Genomic DNA, 25,109 nt, shown 5'->3' on the forward strand with positions numbered 1-25,109 from the left:
AAAACAACAACCATGATTGAGATGATTGAACCGAGCATGCTAATCGTGCTCGGCCTCGTGGCGTTACTGGCCGGTTTCATTGATGCCGTCGCAGGCGGGGGCGGAATGCTGACCGTCCCGGCCCTGTTATCTATCGGTCTGCCACCGCATATTGCCCTAGGTACTAATAAACTCGCGGCAACCTTTGCTTCGTCTACCGCCGCTTGGACCTACTACCGCAAACAACTTTTCTCTCCGCGTTTTTGGCTCTATTCATTTATAGCCACTTTGCTAGGTGCCATAATCGGCACCTTGGTGGTGAACTGGATCAGCACAGAATGGCTAGAAAAAGCCCTGCCACTTGTGATTCTTGCTGCCGCTATCTATACCATCTGGCATCCCCATCCCAAAGGAGAAAGCCACCAGCTACCAGAGGTATGTCCGAAGCTTGTGCGTAAGCAATGCCTGCAAGGAACCGTGCTAGGATTCTATGATGGTCTTGCCGGCCCAGGCACAGGCGCATTCTGGACCGTATCGAATATGATACTTTACCGACTTGATATTCTGATGGCATCAGGCTTGGCCAAAGCGATGAATTTCACCAGCAACCTGACATCACTGGTAACATTTGCCATACTCGGCCATATCAATATCGCTCTGGGCCTGACGATGGGGATCTGCCTGATGCTAGGTGCCTATATCGGCGCGCACTCTGCGATTCGATTCGGGGCAAAATTCATCAGGCCAGTATTCGTTACCGTGGTTATCATCCTTGCCGCCAAACTGGCTTGGCAAGCCTGGTTCTGATCCTCAGCAGGAGCAACAATGAAAGATCTACAGCGCCTGGAGGCATTGGTTGCCGACCTTTCCGCCCAAGCCACCCTCGTTGACAAAACGCGGGGAGAAGCCGCCCGGCCACTTTTCGACGAACACCTCTTCCGCAGCAGGAGCAAGCTGCTCGCACCTTGTGTGAATGAAATCCGCAATGAAATCCAAGCTCTGAACCGAGAGCAGCTTACCGGTCACCTGCTGGCAAGCCGCACCCAGCATGTCTGTGAGAAAATCGTTGCCCAAATTCAAGCTATTCAGCGTGAATTGGCGACCCAGCAAATCCGCAAAAATGAACCCAAGCCCCGTCAGGGCTGGCGCAAACCCGTGCAGCAGCTCTATCAGGATTTAGCACAGCACCAAGAGTGGGAACGACGCCTGGCCGATACCCTGCGTGACAAGGAAATGCTGCTAAGCCGCACGACCAGCCCATCAGAACGCCAACAGCTCCAGCAAGCCGTACTGGCATACGAAGGGCGACTTAACCGCTGCCGCGCAGCATTAGTAAAAATTGAGAAGGCGATTGGCCAGCAAGAGAGAAAACACTAGTGCTGCCACTCGTCTACCACCCTATTTATTCCGATCTCGAGCTCCCTCCCGAGCATCGTTATCCGATCACCAAGTATCGACGCCTATACCAGTTCCTTTGCGAGCAACTCCAAATTGCCCAGCGGCAAGATATCCGCCTGTACGAGCCTGAGCCTATTACCGTTGCGGAGATCAAACAACTCCACTGCCCCGACTATATCGATGCGTTATTCGGCAACCAGCTACCCGCCGCAAAAATGCGCCGGATCGGCTTTCCGTGGAGCCAGCAACTCATAACACGAACACAATTATCATCGGGGGGAACTCGGCTGGCTATCGAGAAGGCGATGCAGCACGGGCTATGCATACATCTTAGCGGCGGCTACCATCACGCCCATCGTGATTTTGGCAGTGGCTTCTGCCTTATTAACGACTTAGCGCTAGCCGCCAGACACGCCCTGACCCTTGAAGGTATCGACAGGGTGATGATCGTCGACTGCGATGTACACCACGGCGACGGTACGGCTACCTTGCTGGCAGACGATCCACAGATCATTACCTTTTCCGTTCACGGTGAAAAAAACTTTCCAGCCCGCAAGCCAAGCTCAACCTTAGACTTAGCCCTTCCGAGCCATACCAATAGCGACGATTACCTCACCGCCTTCGGCAGCCTGCTCAAGCTAGCCATCGCGCAATACCAGCCTGATCTCGTCATCTACGATGCAGGGGTCGATATCCACCGCGACGACGAACTCGGCTATCTCGATGTCTGCCAGGCGGGGATCTATCAGCGTGATCTCCTGGTGCTGGGCCAATGTTTCGATGAAAGCATCCCTGTCGCAGCAGTTATCGGCGGCGGCTACCGCCACGACCATCAGCAGTTGGTCAGCTTACATGCCCAACTCGTCTATGCAGCCATGAATGTGCTTGGCATTCCAGTTACACCAACCTTATAAAGGCTCTACCATGAATTCTGATTCCACTTCACCATTAGACAACGCGCCAGAAGACATCAAACTGGCCGTGGATCTCATCTATCTGTTGGAAAGCAATGAAATCGATCCGAAAGTTGCCCTATCTGCACTTGAGATGGTCAAAAAAGATCTCGAAGCCAAGCTGAAGCAATAACCCTGTCCGCGGTTTCCGGTTTCATTACTCGCTGCATAAAAAAACGGTGCTGTCCAAAGGACAACACCGTTTTTGTAATTTAGCATCAAACGAAACGTTAGATACCCGCACGCTTTAGCAGACCAGCCATCAACGGCGAGCTTGCTTTGACCTGCTTGGATTTATTCTTGAACTCACGAGCAAGAGAGGCATCTTTGATTTCATTGGCAATGTAAATCATTGCCTGATACATATCGCGAGCCGTTTTAATGCGCTTGCTGTCATTCATGGGTGCCAGCAGCTTAATTACATCACCGCCGTTTTTGCCATTCTCGTTGGCGAATTCCAAAACGGAATCTAGTAGCTTATCAAGATCAACCACGAAGTCTGAGTTTTCAATACCCAGCTTCTTGATTTCTTTCATATTGCGTTTACGTACCTGATTAATGATAAACGCAGGTTTGTTGATCTTCTTATAGCCCCAGATACCAGCAAGCACCAACAAGGCAATACCCCCTGCCACATAGCCCCAGATAGAGCCAGACGATTCAGCAACAGGCTGAACAACCTCTGCAGCAGCGGTAACAGAAACTGGTACATCAGACATATTTGTAACCTTAAACTTCTATGGAACAGAACACCCCGACATTATGCACTCCTGACGCCAATAACTATGCGATTCATCAATTTTTCATGCAAAGACGGTGACGCAGTTCAAGGTTTTGCCAATTTGAACCATGTCACTGCTTTCAAAATGAACCACTCATCGCATATCACACCGCCAGAAGCCGCATTCTCTCAACGCTGATAACACATAGCATATATGCTGATCCGCGTGATCCTGTGAGGTGAAACTAACAAAAAGCCCGACATTTCACAGGTGCCGGGCTTGGATTATTCATTCAAGCAAAGTGCCTCGTTGCGATACATACCACAACGAAGCACCTTGCTCATATTCAGCTTAACGAGCCAGATTGAACGAATTAAGTACCTGGCTCTGGCGTTCAGCCAATTCAGACAGGAAGGTCGATGCTTGGCTTGACTGATCAATACCCGCAACATTCTGCTCAATCGCTTCCTTGATACCATTTAACGATTCGCTGATCTCTTCAGCTGCACGGGACTGCTGATCAGCGGCAACCGACATCTCAGCCGCGCTGCTATTGATATCGCTGATTGCACCATTGATCGCTGACAATTTCCCTACGGCACTATGCGACGACTCATAAACACTAGACACTTTTTGCAAACAGTCGTCAACTTTGGTCTGTGCCAGATCAGACTGTGACTGCAACTCGGTAATAATTGTCTGAATATGGCCCGTTGAGTCCTGTGTCTTCGCAGCCAGTGCGCGCACTTCATCCGCAACCACGGCAAAGCCACGTCCCAACTCACCAGCTCGCGCCGCCTCAATTGCCGCATTAAGGGCCAAGAGGTTAGTTTGCTCCGAGATGTTATTAATAACATTGGCCACTTCATTGATACTGTGGCAACGCTGCTTAAGATTGCCGACCACGGCTGCCGTTTCATCCAACTCTACTGTCAATTGCTCGGCACTGATCTTATTTTCCTCAACGATAGCTTGGCCATCATTACAGGCCGCCATTGCTGAAACCGCTTTGGTTTCCGTCGTTTTCGCCGAGGCTGCCACCAACTCAGACGAGCTCGACATTTCGGTTACCGCCGTGGCAATTTGATCAACCTGCATGCTCTGCTCTTCAGCATTAGCCGCACTCTGTACCATCACTGCCGCTAATTCAGTCGACGACGAAGACACCTCACTACTCTGATCCCTTACCCCTTCAAGTACTGATGACATAGTCGCAATGGTAGCATCCATATCAAAGGCAAGCTTCGCCAGCTCATTGCTACCGGTTATACCAGTACGATGTGATAAGTCTTTGCTTGCCATCGCATGAAGTGACGATGACAATCGAGAGAAAATCGCAATCACGTTATGGATAATATACAGCGTAAATAACACAGCAATTGTGATGGCAACTAACAAGGCGGCTGTCTGGGTCTGGATAACATCATCAATCATCTTCAGACTCGATTCCGTGGCCTCCTGACGACGCTCACGGTTATAGTCAATAACATCAGAAATACTCTCACGAATATCTTCAGCAACCTTGTCTCGTTGCTGTGACACCATCGTATTTTTCTGCAGCGCACCGACAATAACCTGTGCGGAGGTTACCCAAGTCTGGAATACCGTCTCCTGAAACGATTTAACTTCAGGCAAATAACTGTATTTATTCAAAATAGCTTGCGCACTATGCTGAGCCGCCAACATGTCATCATCTTGCTCCAATAAACGGATAGAGACGATTTGAGCCAATAGCGCATTAAACTTGCCAACATCTGCAACTAACTGAGAGCTAGCTGGCTGCCATTCCTGCTGATTAAGGTCGACTTTTTGATCCAGCGAGCTGTTCATCTCGAACAGCGGGCCCCACAAATAAGGCGTTTGCTCCCACCACTGACGATCAATCACCGTGATGTTATTAACATTCTGCCCCAGCAAATTACGGTATTGCTGTATGTTCTGAGCAATATCCTGCATATCTTGCTTCACACGCTGGGAGGTCCCTGGGCTGTTCAAGAACTCACGGTTAATAATTTCAAGCAAACGCGCCACTTCGACATCAAGTTGATCCATTTGCTTCGGAATATCCTTAACACTGCTGTTAAGTAGATCTCGGGTCATGATCCGCACTTGGTTCCAACTATATTGGACCTGTGCTGCTGCCTCCGTACGGTCTACTCGCTGTACAACAAATTCCGATTTAGCTTTTACGTCATCCAATTTGTGGTAGATAAAAAACGAAGCAAACGAAAACAACACCAATGTCACGGCCACGGGTGAAAGCAATAGGGTTCTCAACGAAAATGTCGATACCCAACTCGGTATATGTTTATTCATAACGTGAAGATAACCATCTAAAAATTAACGCCAACACTGCACACTGACTCTATTAGCGTGCATTTATTATTCGATTTCACACCGATTCTATAAAATTAGAAGATGTTTTATAAAAATTATTTCGCCCCAAAAATGACACAAAACGAATGATACACGGCGACATTAATTTCAGTAAGGTATTTATTGATAATTATGCTTTGCTATGCTGCATCGCCTTTCCATAATAGTTGCTGATTACCACTAAACCTGTGCTCTCAACTATAGTGAGTGTAATTTCTAGCTGAAGACTCATCATGGCTAAAAATATTAAGTAAGCACTCAGATGAGTGCCATTCATAAATCTATCTTTAACACAGATAATAGGCACAATACCCAACGTAGCTACTTGATATACGAAGGCAAACGGACTATTGATGCGGAAATTGTAGCAATGAGGAATATAGTGAATTGAAGTAAAAATTCATCTACATAAGTAGGTGGTTTAAGACTGGCAATAAAAAACCCAGCATACGCTGGGCTTTCATATTCAAATCAACGAAAAGTATTAACGGGTCAAGTTGAACGAATTCAGTACCTGGCTCTGACGCTCTGCCAATTCAGACAGGAAGGTCGATGCCTGGCTTGACTGATCAATACCCGCAACATTCTGCTCGATCGCTTCCTTGATACCATTCAACGACTCGCTGATCTCCTCCGCAGCACGAGATTGCTGCTCGGCAGCTACCGACATCTCTGCCGCACTGCTGTTGATATCAGTAATAGCACCGTTAATCGCTGACAGTTTGCCCACGGCACTGTTAGAAGACTCATGAACACTGGCGACTTTCTGCAAGCAGTCATCAACTTTCGACTGGGCCAATTCTGACTGTGATTGCAGCTCAGAGATAATCGTCTGGATATGGCCCGTCGAGTCCTGTGTCTTCGCTGCCAGCGCGCGAACTTCATCTGCTACCACGGCAAAGCCTCGGCCCAGCTCGCCAGCTCGCGCCGCTTCAATCGCCGCGTTCAGTGCTAGCAAGTTGGTCTGTTCAGAGATGTTATTAATAACATTGGCGACTTCATTGATACTGTGACAACGCTGCTTGAGGTTTCCGACCACGGCAGCAGTTTCATCCAACTCTACAGTCAGCTGCTCTGCACTGATCTTGTTTTCTTCAACGATAGCCTGACCATCATTACAAGCAGCCATTGCCGAAACTGCCATTGTCTCGGTTGTTTTCGCCGACACCGCCACCAGCTCAGCCGAGCTAGACATTTCTGTCACCGCCGTCGCAATCTGATCAACCTGCATGCTTTGCTCTTCGGCATTGGCGGCACTTTGCACCATTACCGCAGCTAGCTCTGTTGAAGACGAAGAAACTTCGCTACTCTGATCACGCACGCCCTCTAGCACCGCCGACATAGTTACCATTGTGGTATCCATATCCTGAGCCAATACAGCAAGCTCATTAGTCCCGCTAATTCCGGTACGATTGCTCATGTCTTTGGCCGCCATACCGCTCAACGATGAGGACAAACGACCAAAAATAGCAATCACGTTGTGGGCAATATATAGGGTAAAGAGAATAGCAATAACCGATGCTACCAATAGCGAAGCGACTTGAGTTTGAATCACATTATTGATCAAAGACAAGCTAGTTTCAGTCGCTGCCTCACGACGAGTTCGGTTATGTTCAACAACATCTTCAATCTTGGTACGAATATCAGCTGCAATATTCGTACGGTTGCTTGCTATTGCTTGGTTATTCTTCAGTGTCTGAATAACAAACTCAGAAGACTCAACCCAACGATTGAATACATCTCTCTGATAAGCCGCAACTTCAGGCACATTGTTGTATTTATTCAAAATAGACTGAATGTTACTTTGCTTCTCCAGCACATCTGCATCTTGAATCAATAGTCGAATCGACACCAACTGAGCCAACAGCGCATTATAAGTACCTGTATCAGCAATCAGGCGCTCACTATCACGACGCCACTGAGCCACATCAAAACCGGGGATGCCAGCTGCTTGCTTATCAACAACGTGGATCATATCGAATAGCGGCCCCCACAAATATGGGGTTTTCTCCCACCACTGGCTGTCAATCTTAACCAAGTTATCCATGTTTTGCTGAAGCGTCACAAGATACTGGTCCATATTAACAGAGACACTCTGCATATCTTGCTTCACACGCTGGCTAGTACCAGAACGATTCAGAAATTCATCATTGATGATCTCGTGCAAGCGAGAAACCTGTTCTTTCATGTTCTCCAGTTGCTTTGGCATGACTTTTACGCTGCTATTAATCATATCGCGGGTCATGATCCGCACCTGGTTCCAACCATACTGAACCTGTGCCGCAGCTTCGGTACGGTTAACACGCTGTGCAACAAATTCCGATTCGGACTTCACACTATTAAGGCTGTGATAGATAAAAAATGATGCAACTGCAAACAAGATCAGCGTAACAGCGACAGGGGTTAATAAAAGGCTTTTGAGCGAGAATGTTGAGACCCAACGAGGTATATGCTTATTCATAAGTAAGAGGCTACTTTCAACTTCAATCAAGGCTAACAACCCACAACAGAGTGAGTTGAGAATTTATAATGGCAACTGACAATTCGTCTTCTACATATCGCCAGCATAGGCAATGTAAACCCACATCATTTACCTGCCTATATTTTAGAGATGCGGATAATACACGGATTGATCTAATGCCAATAGAGCATTCAATGATGAAATAATTACTTCAATAGCATATAAAAAATTAATTAAAGATAATTAGTCACCACTTTGCATTGATGACAAAACAACCATTACCGCCACCGCTTTCGGCGCATTCGTGCCATTTATGACTCAAAACCAGAAAGAGCGGGATGTAATAAGGAATGGTTATCACACTGGATTCACTGTAGATGTTAACTCACCCCACTGCACCGCAGTCAGCAAAGTCACATAAGTATGCATGCAAGAGCAATTTATCGCACCAGCCATTTAAACAAGGTCTTGCGACAAGTAGATGTAATATCAACAAAACATTACAAATAAAACGAGAAACGAAACAATGACTAAAATTTCATAACCGCGAACTTAACACTTATTCTGACTAATTAGGCCATCCGATAACCGTCAAAAAGCTATTTTTCTATCTTTGTAATAGTACATCTTGTCATGATCACTGATCGGCCTTAGTACCTGACAGGGGTTGCCCACCGCCACGACATTGGCAGGAATATCCTTGGTCACAACACTCCCAGCACCAATTACACTGTTCTCACCAATCGTCACTCCCGGAAGCACGACAGTATTTGCACCAATCCAAACATTGTTGCCAATCATCACCGGAATATTGAACTGCCCGACTTTTTGCCGTAGCACCGGATCAATCGGATGCCCAGCCGTAGCAATAGTGACATTGGGGCCAATCATGACATGGTCGCCAATATAGATATGCGTGTCATCCACTAGGGTCAAATTGAAATTGGCATAAACACATTTACCCAAATGAGTATGAATCCCCCAGTTGGCATGCAACGGCGGTTCGATATAGCATTGCTCTCCCACTTCGGCAAAAATCTGCCCCATCAAGGCTTTTCTTTTCTCTACCTCACTAGGGCGAGAATGATTGAAATCATACAGAACCTCCATACAGCGGGCCTGCTCGGCTATCAATGCCTCATCATTGCTAAAATACAGTTGCTGCCCATGCATCGGATGGTCTAAGTCCATCATCCTTCCTCCAAAAATTCTGTTAACAAACAGCGATTGCTCAAAGTTAATAGCTCAGGCATTGTCGGTACAGCCTCCGCTATCTTTCGATTTAGTATCAGAACCTTAGATAGTGATAACAATCCCTTCGCAACAGGAAATTTTGCTATTGGGCACTAAGGCACATTTCCGACATACCGTTAGGCAAGATCCCTATACAACAGCCACAGCCACAGCCACAGCCACATAAAGGAGCCACTATATTGGCCGCCACAACGAAAAAAGCCGCCGCTATGACTAATAGCGGCGGCCGATTCAAGCTCGACGGTTCTTCAATGGCCGTCGATATTACTTACCAATATGACCGGGGACTTACGCCTTTTGCCCAGCAAGCCAAGAGGTCATGAAGGCCACCTCATGCTTCTGCGCTGCGATAATATTCTTGGCAAACGTTTTGATTTGCTGATCTTTCAGGTACGGCATCACCACTTCAGCCATCTTAATGGCCGCTTCATGGTGCGGGATCATGCCTTTGACAAAATCAACGTCTAGATTACCAGTGAGCTTTACCGTCATCATGCCATGCATCACGGCCATTGACTGGCTCATCATGGCTTCGGACGCCTTCATGTCCACATCTTTCGGATTAATGGTTTTGTGCGCCGCCAGCCATTGCTTCATGAAGCGCACTTCTTCTTTCTGGCTCTTAATGATGTTTTCCGCCAGCTGCTTGATTTGCGGATCATTCAGCGTTGGTAGGATCTTCTCGCTCATCACAATCGCGCCTTCATGGTGAGGGAGCATCCCTGCCACGAAATCGTACGAAGGCATACCCGTTAGCTTCAGGGTGTGCATACCGTGCATAGCCGCCATCGAATCTTTCATCATGGCCTGTGATGCTGCTACATCATGGTGGTTTTCATGGGCAAACACCGCTGACGACGACAGTAGTGCTGCAACAAGAAGAGATAGGCTGACTTTTTTCATTATGTGGATCTCATTATATGTGGATTGCCCGCACGATAAGGTATCCAGTAACGGGAAGGTCAAGCACTGATAAGGCGTATTTGCTTTGTAAAGATATGTAAGTGTGTTGTATGTACAACATGGATACAATTATCATAAGAGCAAATATCCGTGACTTTTTTATAAGGTCATTTTTTTCGTTAGGAACGAGAGATTATTCATGATACGTAGAACCACGCTGTCTCTTTTGATTGCGTCGAGCCTCCTTTTGGTTGGATGCGAACAAAACCAACAGGCACAAGCCCAAAGTGGTCCCGCTCCTGTCCCGGAAGTTACAGTCATGACTGTAAAACCGGCCCGCCAGACACTAACGGTTGAGCTGCCAGGCCGCAGCCGTGCATACATGGAAGCCGAGGTACGCCCGCAGGTAACCGGCATTATCTCTGAGCGTAACTTCACCGAGGGCGGCGTCGTCAAAAAAGGACAGTCCCTGTACCAGATTGATGACTCAACCATCCAGGCCGAGCTACTGAGTGCAGAAGCCGAGCTGATCCGAGCGCGGGCAGCCGAAGAGTCCACACGTTCTACGGTGAATCGTTTCCGTACCCTGATCACCAAGAAGTCGATCAGTCAGCAAGATCTCGATGACGCTGAAGCTGCTTACAAAGAAGCCAAAGCCCAAGTCCTTGTCGCCAAGGCGAAGATCAACACCGCGAAGATCAACCTGTCTTACGCGAAAGTCGAAGCACCGATCAGCGGTGTGATCAGCAAGTCGAACGTGACTGCCGGTGCGCTGGTAACCGCCAACCAAGCCGCGACGCTAACCACTATCCAGCAGCTCGACCCAATCAATGTCGACATCGTGCAATCTTCTGCACAGCTTTTGCGTTTGAAAGCCGCGATGTCACAAGGCCAGCTGCAAAAAGACGAGTCGGCACAAGTCACCCTAAAGCTTGAGGACGGCTCAACCTACGCACACAAAGGCACCCTGAAGTTTACCGAAGTAAACGTTGACGAGAGCACCGGTAGCGTGACGCTACGCGCTGAGTTCGCCAACCCTGACGGCCTTCTCCTTCCGGGCATGTTCGTGCGCGCCACGGTTACCGTGGGTGTCGATCCTGCCGCGATCCTGATCCCGCAGAACACCGTAACCCGTGATGCAACGGGCAAAGCCTCTGTGATGACCGTTGATGCAGACAACAAAGTGTCTGTCCGCCCTGTTACCACGGCAGAAGCAATCAACAACCAGTGGCGAATCACCGATGGCCTGAAGCCGGGTGACAAGGTGATCACTACCGGGTTGCAGATGATTCGCCCGGGTAATCCTGTGACTATCCAACAAGGTGAGCAGGCATAACATGGCACGATTTTTTATCGATCGTCCGGTGTTTGCTTGGGTACTGGCGATCCTGACCATGTTGGCGGGCGTGATGTCCCTGTTCAACTTGCCGGTGTCGCAATACCCGACCATCTCCCCGACCACGATCTCGATCAACGCCCGTTACCCGGGTGCCTCTGCCAAAACGGTAGAAGACTCGGTGACACAGGTTATCGAACAGAACATGACCGGTCTGGACTACCTGCGCTACCTCAACTCCAGCAGTGATGCATTTGGTAACGCCACCATCACCCTGACGTTTGACAGCGAAGCGGATCCGGATATCGCTCAGGTTCAGGTGCAGAACAAACTGCAGCTGGCGATGACCTCGCTGCCTATGGAAGTACAAAGCCAGGGTATCGTCGTCAACAAGTCGAACACCTCGTTCCTGATGGTTGTGGCGGTGTACTCCGAGAACCCGGAATTCACTGAAAACGATATCGGTGACTTCGTCGTTACCAATATTCAAGATCCGATCAGCCGTCTCAGCGGTGTCGGTCAGGTACAGGCATTTGGTTCGCAGTATGCCATGCGTGTGTGGCTGGATCCGTTCAAGCTGACTCAGTTCAACCTGACAGCCATTGATGTGATGAACGCGATCCGTGAGCAGAATGCGCAAGTATCTTCCGGTCAGTTGGGCGCGGCACCGGCACAAAAAGGCCAGTTGCTGAACGCGACTATCTCGTCTGCCAGCCGTTTGACCAGTGTGGCCGAGTTCAGAAATATCATTCTGAAATCAGAAGCCAACGGCTCGAATGTCTACCTGAAAGATGTGGCGAACGTTGAGCGCGGCGCGGAAAGCTACGACATCAAGGGCCAGTACAACGGTTTCCCGGCGGCAGGTTTGGGTATCTCGCTAGGTACCGGTGCAAACGCACTGGAGACAGCCGAAGCGGTGAAGACGCGTCTGGCACAACTGAGCGAAACCTTCCCGGAAGGCTTGAAGATTGCCTACCCGTTTGAAACCACGCCATTCGTCGAAGCGTCGATTTCAGAAGTCGTAAAAACCCTGCTTGAAGCGGTATTTTTGGTCTTCCTGATCATGTACCTGTTCTTGCAGAACTTCCGTGCGACCTTGATCCCGACCATTGCTGTACCGGTCGTCTTGCTGGGCACCTTTGCCGTGCTGTACGCAACGGGCTTTAGCGTCAACACCCTCACCATGTTTGCAATGGTTCTGGCTATCGGCCTGCTGGTCGATGACGCCATCGTGGTGGTGGAGAACGTTGAGCGCGTGATGCACGAAGACGGCTTGGAGCCAAAGGAAGCAACCAAGAAATCCATGGGCCAGATCACCGGCGCCTTGATCGGTGTCGGCCTGACGCTATCAGCGGTATTTGTCCCGATGGCCTTCATGTCCGGCTCAACCGGTGTGATTTACCGCCAGTTCTCCATCACGATTGTGGCGGCGATGACCCTGTCGGTACTGGTGGCGATCATCCTGACCCCTGCCCTGTGTGCGAGCTTGCTCAAAAAAGGCGACGCGGAATTTGGCGAGAAGACCGGCTTCTTTGGTTGGTTCAACCGCAAGTTCGACGCGATGACCGCAGGTTACGAAGCAGGCGTGGCGAAGATGCTAAAGCGTACCGGCCGCATGCTGATGGTGTTCCTTGCAATGAGCGCGGGTACCGGCTGGCTGTTTATGAACATGCCGACCTCATTCCTGCCTGATGAAGATCAGGGCACCGTGTTCTCGATGGCGATTCTGCCACCGACCTCGACCCAAGAGCAGACCGAGAAGACACTGGATAAAGTCCGCACCTATTTCTTGGAGCAAGAAAAAGACAACGTGGAATCCGTATTCTCCGTCTCCGGCTTTAGCTTTGCCGGTCAGGGCCAGAACATGGGTATGGCGTTCATCGGCCTGAAAGACTGGTCTGAGCGTGAAGCGCCGGGCTCTGACGCAGCATCGCTGACAGGCCGTGCGATGGGCTACTTCTCGACTATCAAAGAAGCGATGGTGTTTGCCTTTGCACCGCCTGCCATTCAGGAACTGGGCAACGCGACCGGTTTCGACTTCTACCTGCAAGACTCACTGGGTCTGGGCCATGATGCCCTTGTTGCCGCCCAATACCAACTGCTTGGTATGGCTGCGCAAAACCCTAAACTGGTAGGTGTACGTCCAAACGGCCAGGCTGACGCGCCGATGTACCAAGTGAACATCGACCACAGCAAACTGCGCGCACTGGGTGTGAGCATCAATGATGTCAACCAGATCCTGTCATCGGCATGGGGCGGCGCTTACATCAACGATTACATCGACCGCGGCCGCGTGAAGAAAGTGCTGATGCAGAGTGATTCTGCACACCGCATGCAACCTGAAGACTTTGATTCATGGTACGTACGCAACGCACAAGGTGAGATGGTGCCGTTCTCGGCCTTCGCCACTGGCGAATGGAGCTATGGCTCACCGCTTCTACAGCGTTTCAACGGCCTGCCTGCGATGAACATCCAAGGCGGTGCTGCGCCGGGCGTGAGTACCGGTGAGGCGATGGCAGAAATCGAAGCGATGGTGAAACAACTGCCTGCGGGCTTTACGGTGAACTGGAACGGTATCTCTTACGAGGAACGTCTATCGGGCAACCAAGCGCCGATGCTGTACGCATTGTCGATTCTGGTGGTCTTCCTGGTACTGGCAGCCCTGTACGAGAGCTGGTCAGTCCCTCTTGCCGTTGTGCTTGTGGTACCGTTGGGCGTACTGGGTGCAGTACTGGCGGTAATGGGCCGCGGCATGGATAACGACGTGTTCTTCCAGGTCAGCCTGTTGACCACCGTCGGCCTGGCAACCAAGAACGCCATCCTGATCGTAGAATTTGCCAAAGAGTACTACGAAAAAGGTGCGGGCCTGATTGAGGCAACGCTGCATGCGGTACGTGTCCGTCTGCGCCCTATCATCATGACATCGCTGGCATTTGGTCTGGGTGTTGTGCCGCTGGCAATCAGTTCAGGCGTAGGCTCGGCGGGTCAAAACGCGGTAGGTACCGGCGTACTGGGCGGCATGGTCAGTGCCACCTTGCTAGGTATCTTCTTCGTGCCGGTCTTCTTCGTGGTAGTTGAACGCCTGTTCGATCGCCATACCAAGAAAGACGACCAAGCCAAACCGGTAGATTCTGCGCCACTGGCCGATTAAGCCTTTGCCGCGAATACCTAAAAACGCCGTCTAGGTTATACTAGCGTCGTGTACCACGGAAAAAGAGCGCTGCTAAGTTCAGCGCTCTTTGTTTTTGTACAACCCAAGCAATGGCATTTACCCTAAGCAGGCCAAGATGAAAGAACTGAAAATCTCGCCCATTTCAACGCTGGATCAAAGCCCAATGTACGTGTGCAGTGTCATGCAGCGCATGTACCGCAACCGCGCATCAGTTGAGCTGTCTGAGCCGCACCAGATGACACTGGAAATGGCGAGTGCATTGGCGGCCTTGGAAGAGTTTCAGCCCATGAGCCAGCAGGAATTGGCCGACGCGGTCATGACCGAGCGCAGCGTCGCCAAGCGCATGGTGGATAATCTGGAGAAACGCGGCTTTGTGCAAGTATCCAAATGCGAGACCAACCACAGGCTCAAAATGCTGACCCTGACCGCAGAAGGCATGGAAGCGATACAAGACGCCCACCAAACCATGGATGACTTGCAGAACGACTTTTTCTCCTGCCTATCTGACGAAGAATCGCAAGAATTCTCCCGCTTGGTACGCAAGCTGACGCAAGCGAACCTTTAGCATTCTGTTGAAGGCTTTATTGTGAACACCCAAGCTGAAATGTTTCTGGTGAGTATTACGCTCAATAAATAGGTCTTTCTGAATATAAAGACCTAGAAGGATCATATTCAAAATTTAAACTGGCGCTCATTCTAAATACTGAACAATATCGTTCATTTGAAATCTGAACTGAGGATAGATTTGGATGTATAGTGAAGATTACCAAGCGTATTGCTTGCACCTCCTTATGGCATAAGCGCTAATTTCACAACAGATAGTTAGCGCTCCTTTTGCATCATAAGTAGACATACAAATGAACCATAAGATGACATACGACCACTTCAACAAGGCCTCTGCATTTCGCCCGTAAGATACTTTCTTACAGTGAGGCTTTCACACAACAATCTATGTCACTTCAATTCAGCTCATTTTTGGACATGAAACGAGTTAGAGAATTATCGCAAACCGTTGCTATCAGATTAGTAAAAGTATCTTGAAACCTTAGACGCTTGTTAGCACTCTTTTTTGTCATACGTTGCTTAAACCTTGATGCTCTTTTCTAAGACTACTAACCATTAAATCAAAAACCTCTGGTATTTCAGTAATCTCAATGTAAGGGGTGATATAGGTTGTTCGGCTACTGCCTAAAGCAAACTTAGACACTTTATCAGAAGAACGTATAGGACTATAAAAAATCTCAAAGTAAAAACCTAAGAATATCATACTGATAGAGCTATAAAACTGACCACGAACTTCATATTTTCTAGGGAATGGTGAAACAACAAAATTTCTAAGATTGCTTTCGTCAAAGCCACCCTCAGTTGTATCCATCAATCTCTGAACAATAACAGTACATGAATTCTTTGAGACATTATCCTTCCTAACCAAGCTGGATCGAATTAGCTCTAAAAAACGTGGGGCAACTTGAATTGTTCTATAATTCTCATGTTCTGAAACAGCACCTCGCCAGAAAATAGACAACACGAAACTTTTAAATTTTAAAGAGTCAATATTGGAAAAATGGACACCGTCCTCATGCCGAACAACCTTTCCAACCTTACCTCTTAATAAGTTCAAACCGTACTGATCATAGGTAATATTTAACTTCACCTCACACTCACTACACAACTGAGCAGTAGCCCAACTGTCCTGCGACTTCCTGTTAGGAATGAACTCACCGGAAGAAAGTTCGATAGCCTGACCGTTGCCTTGTTTAAACAAGGATCTAAATACTGAATCAGGTATTGCATGTGAATTACATAACTCAGATTTACAAAGGCACAACTGACACTTTTTCAACAAATACCTCCTTGGTGCTAACGCTACTTAGGCGACTAACGGTCGTCTTCCATGTTCATATGATGCCGTCTTTCATATACCCATTCAATTTGTAATCAATAAGTTGGTGGTTATATTGCGAGCTTAAACATTTGAGTGATGTTTAATTTCATTGTCGTCAAAATTCGAATAACTTTTGGTTCGGTAAAAGTATCCCCCCCTCAAAATGTGGGGGAGTATTTAATCTAAGCGATTATGGGGCAGAACTGAGCTAACTGTATTAGCTAGCTCAATAATGCCGACGCTAAATATTTCTACGATGACCCTATATCTTTAAATGCACTCGGCAAATTCAGGTTGCTTTGTCTTAGTTATATCTGTGATAGCACCAAGCTCCATTGCTTCTTTTAACTCAGCTTGCTTACGCATTGCTTTAGTTTCATTAAAGTCCTGTGCTACAGCAGTTTCAATGAATTCAGCATCATCAATATCGAAATTTTTAACAGCTTGCTTGATGTCAGACAGGCCTACTTGGAAAAACTCTTTACGACGATTCACCATGTTCAGACGATTATTATCGAATATACGGTGCAACTCTTTCTCAAGAGAAGGGGCATCATTGGTGTGAATCATGGCGTGAACATCAAAACTAAATGGTACGGAAGCGTCACCCAACTCCTTCACCCTATCCATTGGTTCAAGTCGACGAGTCATACCAATCTTATAAACATTTTCTCCAAACGAGCCAATATTACTAATAACATAAACGTGACCTTGCTTAGTTTGCTCTGCCATGCTCTGTGCTCGTTGATGTTTTTGCTCTGCGGCTTCAAGATCAGCCTGTAGCTGTGCAATCTGCTCTTCCAGTTTACTGCGGGCTTCATCATTCGCTGACTCAAGCTGTTTTCTGGCGGCCACAAGAGCTTTAGAAAAGCGAGCTTCTTCTTTGATGGCTTCTTGTTCCGCTTTCTTGATTTCAGCTTCAACCTTCGCTTCTTCACGCATTTGAGCCTTAATTTCAGCCTGCTCTTCTTTCTCTCGTTGTTTCTTCTCTTTGTACTCGTGAGTCAGGCGAAGTTCCTCAATTTTAAATTGCAGATACTTATTTGAAATGATAATCATATTGGACTCATTCAGCTTATTAATTGCTTCAAAGGCCTTATTGATTCGCTCCTCCATCTTGATGGCATTTTTCCATGTACAGTTGGCGATGGCGGCTTCACATTCATTATTGAATGCGCGAGCTGTGAGCCTAATGCCTCGTTCAGTCATCTTCTTACCTTCGACTATTGAGTTACCTACCGTCCACTCAGTAGTGCAGTAAATAGCTCCAGAAGCATCCTTCATACGAAGAAGGTCTTTTTGACGCTCTTTGCACTCGCGGATTTTCTCTTTAAATTGCTCTGCGGTGTCAAAGTCAAAGTGTGGTTCATAGAAGCCTAGCTCCAACAACTCAACGTCATCATCATAAATACCTATCTGATGAATGAGTGAGTCATATATGCCTTTCTTCTCTTTGTAACTCGACTGGAGCTGCTCAATATCATTTGTGACCTTAAGAAAAACTGCATTAGCTTCATCTTGGCGTAATTTGGATGCTTGGTTTCGAATCTTAATCTCTTTATCCACGTTAATGATGCCAGAATATTTCTTCTCGTAGTCAGCAAGTGCTTGAGAAGCCTTTACGGTTTCTTGTTTGGAATCTTCGAGTTCTCGCTTTGTGGATTTCAGTCGCGAAATAAAGATAAAAAGCACCACTGCTAGTAGTGCTGAAATCACTATAAATGGTAGTGGGGGTAAATTTTCGAATGCTGATAGAGGCATTATCACTCCTGATTAAAAAATCTATGGCGTAGTGTAATAGGATAATTAGGAGGTGTTATGTCACTTTGCGCCATTGTATTTTTTGAGATTTGAAAATAAAAGATAAGGCAATAATACTTTGGGTATGCATATAGTGTCATTATTATCGTAACACTTTGTTACTTTTAAGATAGATAGCAAAGAGCAATGTTAAAGTCATAAAAAAACTAATCCAAAACCACGTTAACATGATATGAATGAGTATTTGATATAAGCAACTTTGAGGCAGATCTGAGCTGGAATAGACAACTCAATCAACACGCAAGAAGCACTCTTCAAGAAAGAAATGTTATTGACTAACGAAATTAAATGACTATGTCAGCTTATAGTGCAATTTATGTCAGGAACGAGGGAATATATGCGGAGATATGGTGCAGATTACCAAACGCCAGTGTCGCTGAAATCATAAAGCGTCCAATGAACCAGCTATATTTCAATAATTTAGGCCATTATGAAAACCATATCATGTCCAAATATTAAACCATAAGATATCCTTTTCGTATACCTCTACAAACGGTAACTACCGAGTGTAAGAAAGTTACATAACGTTGACTACATGATATATACCCAATTCAGACAATCTTCAGATTATAAATCTTCAAATAATCACACCTAAGGTATGTAAACGCGTACTCAACTCACTTTTGAACAAAGTGACTTAGAGCTGGTGCTCTAAGCCCCTTGTAATCATTTCGCATAAGCTAGATTTTGATGAAACGAAATATACGACTGTGTTGCCCAAGAGCACAATGTCTCTGCTCATTTACACCTTGTTAGGACTAACATGGAGCAGCGTTGCCGTTATGTAGCCACTCTCAAAGGACATTCACCTGTTTCTGTGAAGTGGCGTCCTGTTGCTGAAATTATGGTTTCTGAAACGTTTCGGTCTAAATGTTGCTCAGTGGTGGGCTAGCTAACTTAAAATGGGAAGTGCCCTTCTTCATATGCTTCAACCCAAGTCACCAACTTTTCAAGTTCGTCACCTTCGGGTGTGCCTGGTTCAGCCACATCAAACAGGGATTCAATTCTATTCATAACGGCTTTATATTCGCTTTCTGAGAATTCTACCCCTAGTTCATCCCATGATACCGTTGCAAGCTCATCAACATGGGCAGTATCGTGTGTCATACCATCAAGTAGTTCTTTTTCTGACAACCTTTTCTTGCTCATAAGTCGTTTCTCGATAAAAAAATGACATTAGATAGTTTATAGCAAAATGGGCTACTAGCCGTAATGTAGAACCTTGTTCGAAACACGCAATGGGGCAAAACTGAGCTAGCGAGTGTGGTTAGATCGAAACTGAACATAGCCAACCACAACCAACAAAAAAACACCAAGCTTCAACTTAGTGTTTTTTGTTAAATACTGCTTTTTCAGCAGGTTGGCTGCTCTCATCCTGGCCTATTCTCAGCTACTTATTCAGTAGGTAGTTTACTTTCAGGCCTAATCTCGACTGCTTTTCCATTTTTAACTGCCTATACGGCAGGGCACTGTTCGTGTGATCTTGCCATTGGCTGCTCGTCTTTTCTGGCTGCCTACTCGGCAGGGCACCCATTTAACGTCAATGAACGGTACAGTTTCGTTTTTCTGGCTGCCTACTCGGCAGGGCACTTATATTAATGATGGCTGGATTGATTGCTGTTTTTTCTGGCTGCCTACTCGGCAGGGCACTGTTAACTATAGGCTCTAACTGGCTGATTATCTTTTGCTTTACGTCACAAAACCTCTAAAACCCTTTTTATTTCAATGCCTGTAAGTCATTGTTTTTATATCCACGAAAATCCTCCAGTAAAAAAGGGTCATATGCATAGGTCAGGTACAGTCCCTCTTTTTTCTTGGTTGGTGGCTAATCCGTAGCTATTGAAATTGGCGACAGAGCGTTCACTAGCGACCTCTTTTTGAATGTGTAAGATGTAGTCGTGTCCAGAAGAACCACTGGAAATTGGTACTCGATGGAAATGGTCTACAACTCGTTCCTCCACCGCAACTGGCAATGAATACTCAGCACCAGACAACTCAGCTCTCGCCATACTCCGCTTTATTCGCCGTTTCTTGGACCCAATAAAGCTCTTTCCTATGGTTTGGTTTCGTACAAACCTCACTTCTGGACTATCTGTGGGAACTTCGCAAACACTCGATATTTCAAAAAGACCTTCTTTTACCATCAAAGAAAAGTAAGGTTGAAATAATAGCCCTACCATCAACTCCTTATCTTCAGAGATAAAAGCAATGATATTCCCAACAGACCCATCCTCCCACATTGGAAAGCTAACACCGATTTGATTCATCGCTAGCGGGTTGTTGACCATGAATTTATGCATTTGATAAATGCACCGCCCAGCTAGTAACCCAAAATCAGCATGAGTTGGAATGTACTGAATCGTAAAGTAATACCGTGTTGTCATAGCCTACCGCCCTACTTAGATTTGCTCTTTGAACAGTTAAATAGACCACCTTTAACCAACACCGACATAATGAAGTGAACATCATTTGGGATAATATTAGAGGTATTCATACTCTCAATCCAATTTTCAGTATTCCGTAGCAGCTGGTAAAAATCGTTCTTCAGCGACACATGCCGCCTTGCAATAACGTACTCTCTATCTGCGCCATACTCATTAACCCGCAAAGGCTTATCCGCCTTTTCATGCCACCAGTCATCGATAGATTGCAAGGCAGCACCAACTTTTTGGCCGTGAAAAGCGACCGTCTCTCTCCCATTTTCAAGTTCTACCGTTGCTAGTTGCTTGGTAGGAACACCGTCTTCACGGTTATCTAAAAACTCTTGGCTTGGATAGACCTCATCCCCCCACCCAACTGCGATTTTGGCTTTGACATCCATATAAAAATATTCAGTTGGGTCGGATAATGCCCGAGTCAAATATGCCGTAAGTTTGTCCAAACACTCCGCTGCATCTTTATCCCAATGATCATACCAAGTCAGTTTCGTCGCATTTTCAACAATTAAGGTCTCTGAATCGCTCGTTGTTACCTCAATAGATAACCTTCGGCACTCTCTGTTACGCCATAACCAGGTACCAAGTAGGATATTTTTCGCATAACGATGAGCAAGTTCAGAATAACCACTCAGTTCCTTATAGGACTTAGCGAGCGAAGAAAGCTTGCTGCGAACTTCATCGTCACAGCAGACATCAGGGCCTAGGGAGTTTGCCTTAATACGCAATGAAAAAGCACAGTAAATATCATCAACACCAGGCTTCACATAACACTCTTCAATGAACTGAGGGTTGGCATAAGCTAAATCTTGAGGGGCAACATTCTTTTGTACGAACTTGCTCCCCTTGTACGCTTCGGCATAACCACCTTTTGGAGCGCGTAATCGTGTTCTATCGATCTCAAGAGGACACATCTCACCACCTTTAGATAGATGGTAGAAGTATGCTTTGCCAGCAGAGAGTGAACGTACATAGTTAAGCTGATTACACAGTTCCATAAGCAATTAATTCCTATCGTTTTTTATAAGAATAGTTGCACTCGTAGACTCTAATGCCCAAAAAGCATTATCAAAAAAGTGATCTCTTCCACTAAAACGTACTTCAATGGGATTCAAACGCTTAGCAATGCCTAAAGCGTTTTCTGCATAAGCATGACAGTCAGTAATTGAGTTTTCACGTTCAGTTGGGTGCTCTAGCAAGTGGTAGCCAATTGAAACTGGCAGGTTATCTGCGTCTTCTGTTATCAAATGCTCTAGTTCATTAAAGTTGGTTGGCTGCTTTTCGCTAGGGTACAACCAACTTCCATATGCCGGTATCCCCTTAAGCACATGAAAAAGTTCACTCTTACTGCTAAACGTTCGCAACCAATCAATTTGGGATAAAATCAGCGGTTGATATAACGCCCCGCCGGCAAAAGCAGCAGGGAGAGCAGCCCTTAGTTCCGACAAGAAATCTGAAATCCTACTATCGCTATCAACTCTGATAACTAGGTCTATTTCCAAATCCGCCAAACGTTCGCTTCGAATCGTGGGCCGTTTAGCATTAGAGAGGGTGCGTGATTTGGCTAATGAGTTAGGCTCGGTAAGCTTAGCTGTTGATTGAATGTTCTCAGTTCGAACATAAAAGGCAAACCTAGAAAACTCAAACGGGGAATCACTATTTACCAGCTTATTAAACTCTCTTTGATAGTGATGCATAAAGCCCCAGATAGCCGTTAGTGAAGGAGCTCCGCACAAATAAGGGCTACTCATTGCTACCGCATCTTGCACTCGTAGGGATGAGAGATAGATGTATTGCTGCTCTCTTGCTGCATCCTCATGATCACTTGGTTTACTGAGCTGCTCAAGCACCCACACAATCTGCGCCTTGACTACCTGAATCAATTTAGGATGGTAGGCAAACTTAGCCGTAAATTTATTCTCCTGAAAAACGAAGTGTAGACGTTGATTCAATTCATGAACCAAAGATGGAAACTCCGATTCAGGCAATGATAGGAATGATTTGACTAATGGATCATCATGCTCCAATTGCTGATTGTGTGGCTCTGCATCTTCAATGTCTCTTAGCTCGATTAATGGCAACATCCATAAAGCGATCTGCTTTCTCAAGATCTTGCTTTGAACCTTACGCGCTTTCTCTCTTTGCTTTTGATTTTTTAGTGGCTCTGCACCAATGAGGCGATTGAGCACCTGACAGATTTTGTAATTCGTTACCTGGAAGTCATCGAAATACTTACCGCTCTTATTGCGGCTTGCTGCTAGGGTCTGCTCCGCCACAGATTTTACATCTAGCGGGTAATTCAGCGCTTTCATATAGCCACCGAGACTACCGCATAAATTACCAATACTTGCAGAGTTGGGGAGTGCCGAGGTCACAAAGCTAAGCTTGCTCGCTTTATCTCGAGCTTTCACTTCTATTTCCCGCTGAATAGCATGACTTACCACTGGCGTCACTGATAGATAGTCATTATTCCAAGGGAACCTCAGCTGCTTACTGTATGGACTAACACTGTCAGGAAAAGTTGAAGCCGGTATCTGTAATTCAATAGTCTTTAGCAGCAGATCTTGCTGCTTAATGTTCAACCCAAACTCTTGAAGTAACTCTAACCAAACAGGATTCTCTTCCTGAACGAGAGACAAGATATTCACAGACTCTGATTGCCAGTTAAAGGAATTCAACAGCCACAGCGTATGGCGATATACCGCTGAGTTATGTGCCCAACCCAAGCCCTGATCCAATGAAACACTTGAAATAAAAGACTCTGATGTAGAAAGAGGTTTAGCAATCAGACGCTGTTCTTTCACGCGACAGTCTGGAAATTTGAGATTATGGGTATGAAACCATTTTATCTCCGCCAGTGATGCATCTATGTCAGCTTGATCTTTTAGGTAACTTTTCGCACGTTCAATATCTAACCAATCACCGCATGGGGAACCTTTACGATGGGTACTGAGATTGAGCAACACCGTTAGTGCTTCTTTTTCACAGCCATCAATATCGATACAAGCAGAGTAAGGCATAAACACCTTTTTTAAGGTTGCCTGCTTTTCGGTGTTGTCTTCAATTTGTAATACGTCACACAGTTTTTTCATTCTTACCACTCTGGAAGATACACACTAAGGCCATCATTTTCTGAACACATCCGTGTCAACCTAGTCTCAACAACACTTCTCAAGGTAAAAGCTGATTCATGGCTTGCGATCTTAGTATGTATTTTGGGTCGCATCGCCGCCTTGATTTCACCAAACTCATAGAGCCGATACACTTCATCGGTTGTGCAGGAAAGTAACGTTGAGGCTTCGAGTGGGCTTAGCAGTACATCCGCAATATTCCCCTTCGATGATTTGGGATTATCTGCAACCAATCGCTTGAAATAATTCAGTATCTCAACAAGTACACAGTTTTTACTCAACTGCCGACTTGGCAGCTGTCGACACCCTTTCAACAACGCGCCGAAGGCTTCAGAGAAAAACACCTGCTTCCATCGTTTAACCCTAATCGCGTCAGCTTTTTGTACGCATTCATCCAAATCTTTTCGCAAGGATTTCGGCCATGTCGTGCAATATTCAACGAAAACGTCAAAACTGATGTCTTCAAGATCGCCGTAACGGTTTACATACCAAAGTAAAAAGCCATAACGTTCTGAGATCGAAAGTGCCTTACCCATGAGTCCAGCAACATCTAACTGCGTTCCCGTAAGCCAGCGAGAAATTAATAGCTCAGAGGCAGATGCTGATGTTGTCGGTGTACTAAGTAAGTTAAATCCGCACTCACAATGAGTCATGCACTCTGTTGATTGGTATTCAAGTAGGCCATCACAAGCTGGGCAACGATGAATGAGCTTGCAACCATGTTGCTCACAGGCTTGAATAGGAATGAAGTGCCAATGTTGCCGAACATAAGCAGACTCAGCGAGACACAAAGGACAAACCGGCATAAAGCGTTTCCGTAGAAATGCGAAAGGGTAATCCACCCCGCAACGATGCACGGCTTTAAAATCTGGAGAGAATTGAGATTTGGAGTGTGCTAGCACAATATGCAGAACTCTGAAATCATCAAGATTTAGCTGATTCTCCAAGTGCATAAGGACGCGTACGCGCATCTGGCTTGTTGTGTGCGCGTGATATACATTCACACGATTGAGTTCTAGCGGGAAAGCTCCCGCTATCGCTTCATGCTGATCACGGGTCTGATACCAGATGTCTTCTGCAAAATACGCAAATCGCTCGTAACCCTGATGATGCGATAGCCGCAGCAAAAAGCTTTCGAGCGATTCGTCGGGATAAAACTGAATGTCCGTATTCACATATCACCACTAAAACTTAGGATAACTAAGCTTTAGATAGATGGAAAATTCACCACAATCAAAAAACACCTTCCATAACGTGATCAAAATCACCACAAAACATCAAAC

Annotated in this window: 19 protein-coding genes; 7 read left to right on the forward strand and 12 right to left on the reverse strand. The window is 46.4% G+C overall.

The window, feature by feature from the left end:
* Nucleotides 1-12 precede the first annotated feature (12 nt).
* The 4 genes from ABT56_RS03175 to rsmS are packed head-to-tail and all read left to right on the forward strand — an operon-like array spanning nucleotide 13 to nucleotide 2,463.
* Nucleotides 13-786, forward strand: coding sequence for a sulfite exporter TauE/SafE family protein (locus ABT56_RS03175; RefSeq protein WP_047877374.1), 774 nt, complete (start codon nucleotides 13-15; stop codon nucleotides 784-786).
* A gap of 18 nt (nucleotides 787-804) precedes the next feature.
* On the forward strand, nucleotides 805-1,356 hold the full coding sequence (locus tag ABT56_RS03180; RefSeq protein ID WP_047877375.1) for a primosomal replication protein: 552 nt from the start codon (nucleotides 805-807) through the stop codon (nucleotides 1,354-1,356).
* A complete protein-coding gene (locus tag ABT56_RS03185) occupies nucleotides 1,356-2,291 on the forward strand; it encodes a histone deacetylase family protein (protein ID WP_047877376.1) in 936 nt (311 codons plus the stop codon). The genes ABT56_RS03180 and ABT56_RS03185 overlap by 1 nt, the downstream gene beginning before the upstream one ends.
* Nucleotides 2,292-2,301: 10 nt before the next feature.
* Nucleotides 2,302-2,463: a pleiotropic regulatory protein RsmS gene (gene rsmS, locus ABT56_RS03190; RefSeq protein ID WP_047877377.1), complete on the forward strand. Its 162-nt coding sequence runs from the start codon at nucleotides 2,302-2,304 to the stop codon at nucleotides 2,461-2,463.
* Between the two features lie 97 nt (nucleotides 2,464-2,560).
* Here rsmS and ABT56_RS03195 read toward each other — a convergent pair whose 3' ends face one another.
* The 5 genes from ABT56_RS03195 to ABT56_RS03215 form a co-directional block, all read right to left on the reverse strand.
* Entirely contained in the window at nucleotides 2,561-3,049 is a 489-nt protein-coding gene (locus ABT56_RS03195) for a hypothetical protein (RefSeq protein ID WP_047877378.1), read from the reverse strand.
* Nucleotides 3,050-3,403: 354 nt separating this feature from the next.
* Nucleotides 3,404-5,368 carry a methyl-accepting chemotaxis protein gene (locus ABT56_RS03200; protein ID WP_047877379.1) on the reverse strand — a complete coding sequence of 655 codons (1,965 nt, stop codon included), beginning with the start codon at nucleotides 5,366-5,368 and terminating at the stop codon, nucleotides 3,404-3,406.
* A 544-nt stretch (nucleotides 5,369-5,912) separates the two neighbouring features.
* A complete protein-coding gene (locus ABT56_RS03205) occupies nucleotides 5,913-7,889 on the reverse strand; it encodes a methyl-accepting chemotaxis protein (RefSeq protein WP_047877380.1) in 1,977 nt (658 codons plus the stop codon).
* A 591-nt stretch (nucleotides 7,890-8,480) separates the two neighbouring features.
* Nucleotides 8,481-9,080 (reverse strand): sugar O-acetyltransferase, encoded by a 600-nt coding sequence (locus ABT56_RS03210; RefSeq protein WP_047877523.1) that lies wholly within the window; start codon nucleotides 9,078-9,080, stop codon nucleotides 8,481-8,483.
* 351 nt (nucleotides 9,081-9,431) lie between these two features.
* Entirely contained in the window at nucleotides 9,432-10,046 is a 615-nt protein-coding gene (locus ABT56_RS03215) for a DUF305 domain-containing protein (RefSeq protein ID WP_053062366.1), read from the reverse strand.
* A gap of 199 nt (nucleotides 10,047-10,245) precedes the next feature.
* Here ABT56_RS03215 and ABT56_RS03220 point away from each other — a divergent pair, with 199 nt between their 5' ends.
* The 3 genes from ABT56_RS03220 (at nucleotide 10,246) to ABT56_RS03230 (ending at nucleotide 15,119) form a co-directional block, all read left to right on the forward strand.
* Nucleotides 10,246-11,382 carry an efflux RND transporter periplasmic adaptor subunit gene (locus ABT56_RS03220; protein ID WP_047877381.1) on the forward strand — a complete coding sequence of 379 codons (1,137 nt, stop codon included), beginning with the start codon at nucleotides 10,246-10,248 and terminating at the stop codon, nucleotides 11,380-11,382.
* A gap of 1 nt (nucleotide 11,383) precedes the next feature.
* Complete coding sequence (locus ABT56_RS03225; protein WP_047877382.1) at nucleotides 11,384-14,533, forward strand: efflux RND transporter permease subunit; 3,150 nt, start codon at nucleotides 11,384-11,386, stop codon at nucleotides 14,531-14,533.
* 136 nt (nucleotides 14,534-14,669) lie between these two features.
* Nucleotides 14,670-15,119: a MarR family winged helix-turn-helix transcriptional regulator gene (locus tag ABT56_RS03230; RefSeq protein WP_047877383.1), complete on the forward strand. Its 450-nt coding sequence runs from the start codon at nucleotides 14,670-14,672 to the stop codon at nucleotides 15,117-15,119.
* Nucleotides 15,120-15,626: 507 nt separating this feature from the next.
* Here the strand turns inward: ABT56_RS03230 and ABT56_RS03235 are convergent.
* From ABT56_RS03235 to ABT56_RS03265, 7 genes are all read right to left on the reverse strand, one after another.
* Nucleotides 15,627-16,397, reverse strand: coding sequence for a hypothetical protein (locus tag ABT56_RS03235; protein WP_053062367.1), 771 nt, complete (start codon nucleotides 16,395-16,397; stop codon nucleotides 15,627-15,629).
* Between the two features lie 312 nt (nucleotides 16,398-16,709).
* The gene (locus ABT56_RS03240) at nucleotides 16,710-18,200 is read right to left on the reverse strand and encodes an SNIPE associated domain-containing protein (RefSeq protein ID WP_047877385.1); all 1,491 of its coding nucleotides are present in this window, start codon (nucleotides 18,198-18,200) and stop codon (nucleotides 16,710-16,712) included.
* Between the two features lie 957 nt (nucleotides 18,201-19,157).
* Nucleotides 19,158-19,409 carry a hypothetical protein gene (locus ABT56_RS03245; protein ID WP_047877386.1) on the reverse strand — a complete coding sequence of 84 codons (252 nt, stop codon included), beginning with the start codon at nucleotides 19,407-19,409 and terminating at the stop codon, nucleotides 19,158-19,160.
* A gap of 629 nt (nucleotides 19,410-20,038) precedes the next feature.
* Nucleotides 20,039-20,644 (reverse strand): type I-F CRISPR-associated endoribonuclease Cas6/Csy4, encoded by a 606-nt coding sequence (gene cas6f / locus ABT56_RS03250; RefSeq protein WP_047877387.1) that lies wholly within the window; start codon nucleotides 20,642-20,644, stop codon nucleotides 20,039-20,041.
* A gap of 11 nt (nucleotides 20,645-20,655) precedes the next feature.
* Complete coding sequence (csy3, locus tag ABT56_RS03255) at nucleotides 20,656-21,693, reverse strand: type I-F CRISPR-associated protein Csy3 (RefSeq protein ID WP_047877388.1); 1,038 nt, start codon at nucleotides 21,691-21,693, stop codon at nucleotides 20,656-20,658.
* Between the two features lie 6 nt (nucleotides 21,694-21,699).
* Nucleotides 21,700-23,787 (reverse strand): type I-F CRISPR-associated protein Csy2, encoded by a 2,088-nt coding sequence (locus ABT56_RS03260; protein WP_047877389.1) that lies wholly within the window; start codon nucleotides 23,785-23,787, stop codon nucleotides 21,700-21,702.
* 2 nt (nucleotides 23,788-23,789) lie between these two features.
* Nucleotides 23,790-25,001, reverse strand: a complete 1,212-nt coding sequence (locus tag ABT56_RS03265) for a TniQ family protein (RefSeq protein WP_047877390.1) — start codon at nucleotides 24,999-25,001, stop codon at nucleotides 23,790-23,792.
* Between the last annotated feature and the right edge of the window lie 108 nt (nucleotides 25,002-25,109).

The organism is Photobacterium aquae, from assembly GCF_001029445.1.
Taxonomy (GTDB): Bacteria; Pseudomonadota; Gammaproteobacteria; order Enterobacterales; family Vibrionaceae; genus Photobacterium; species Photobacterium aquae.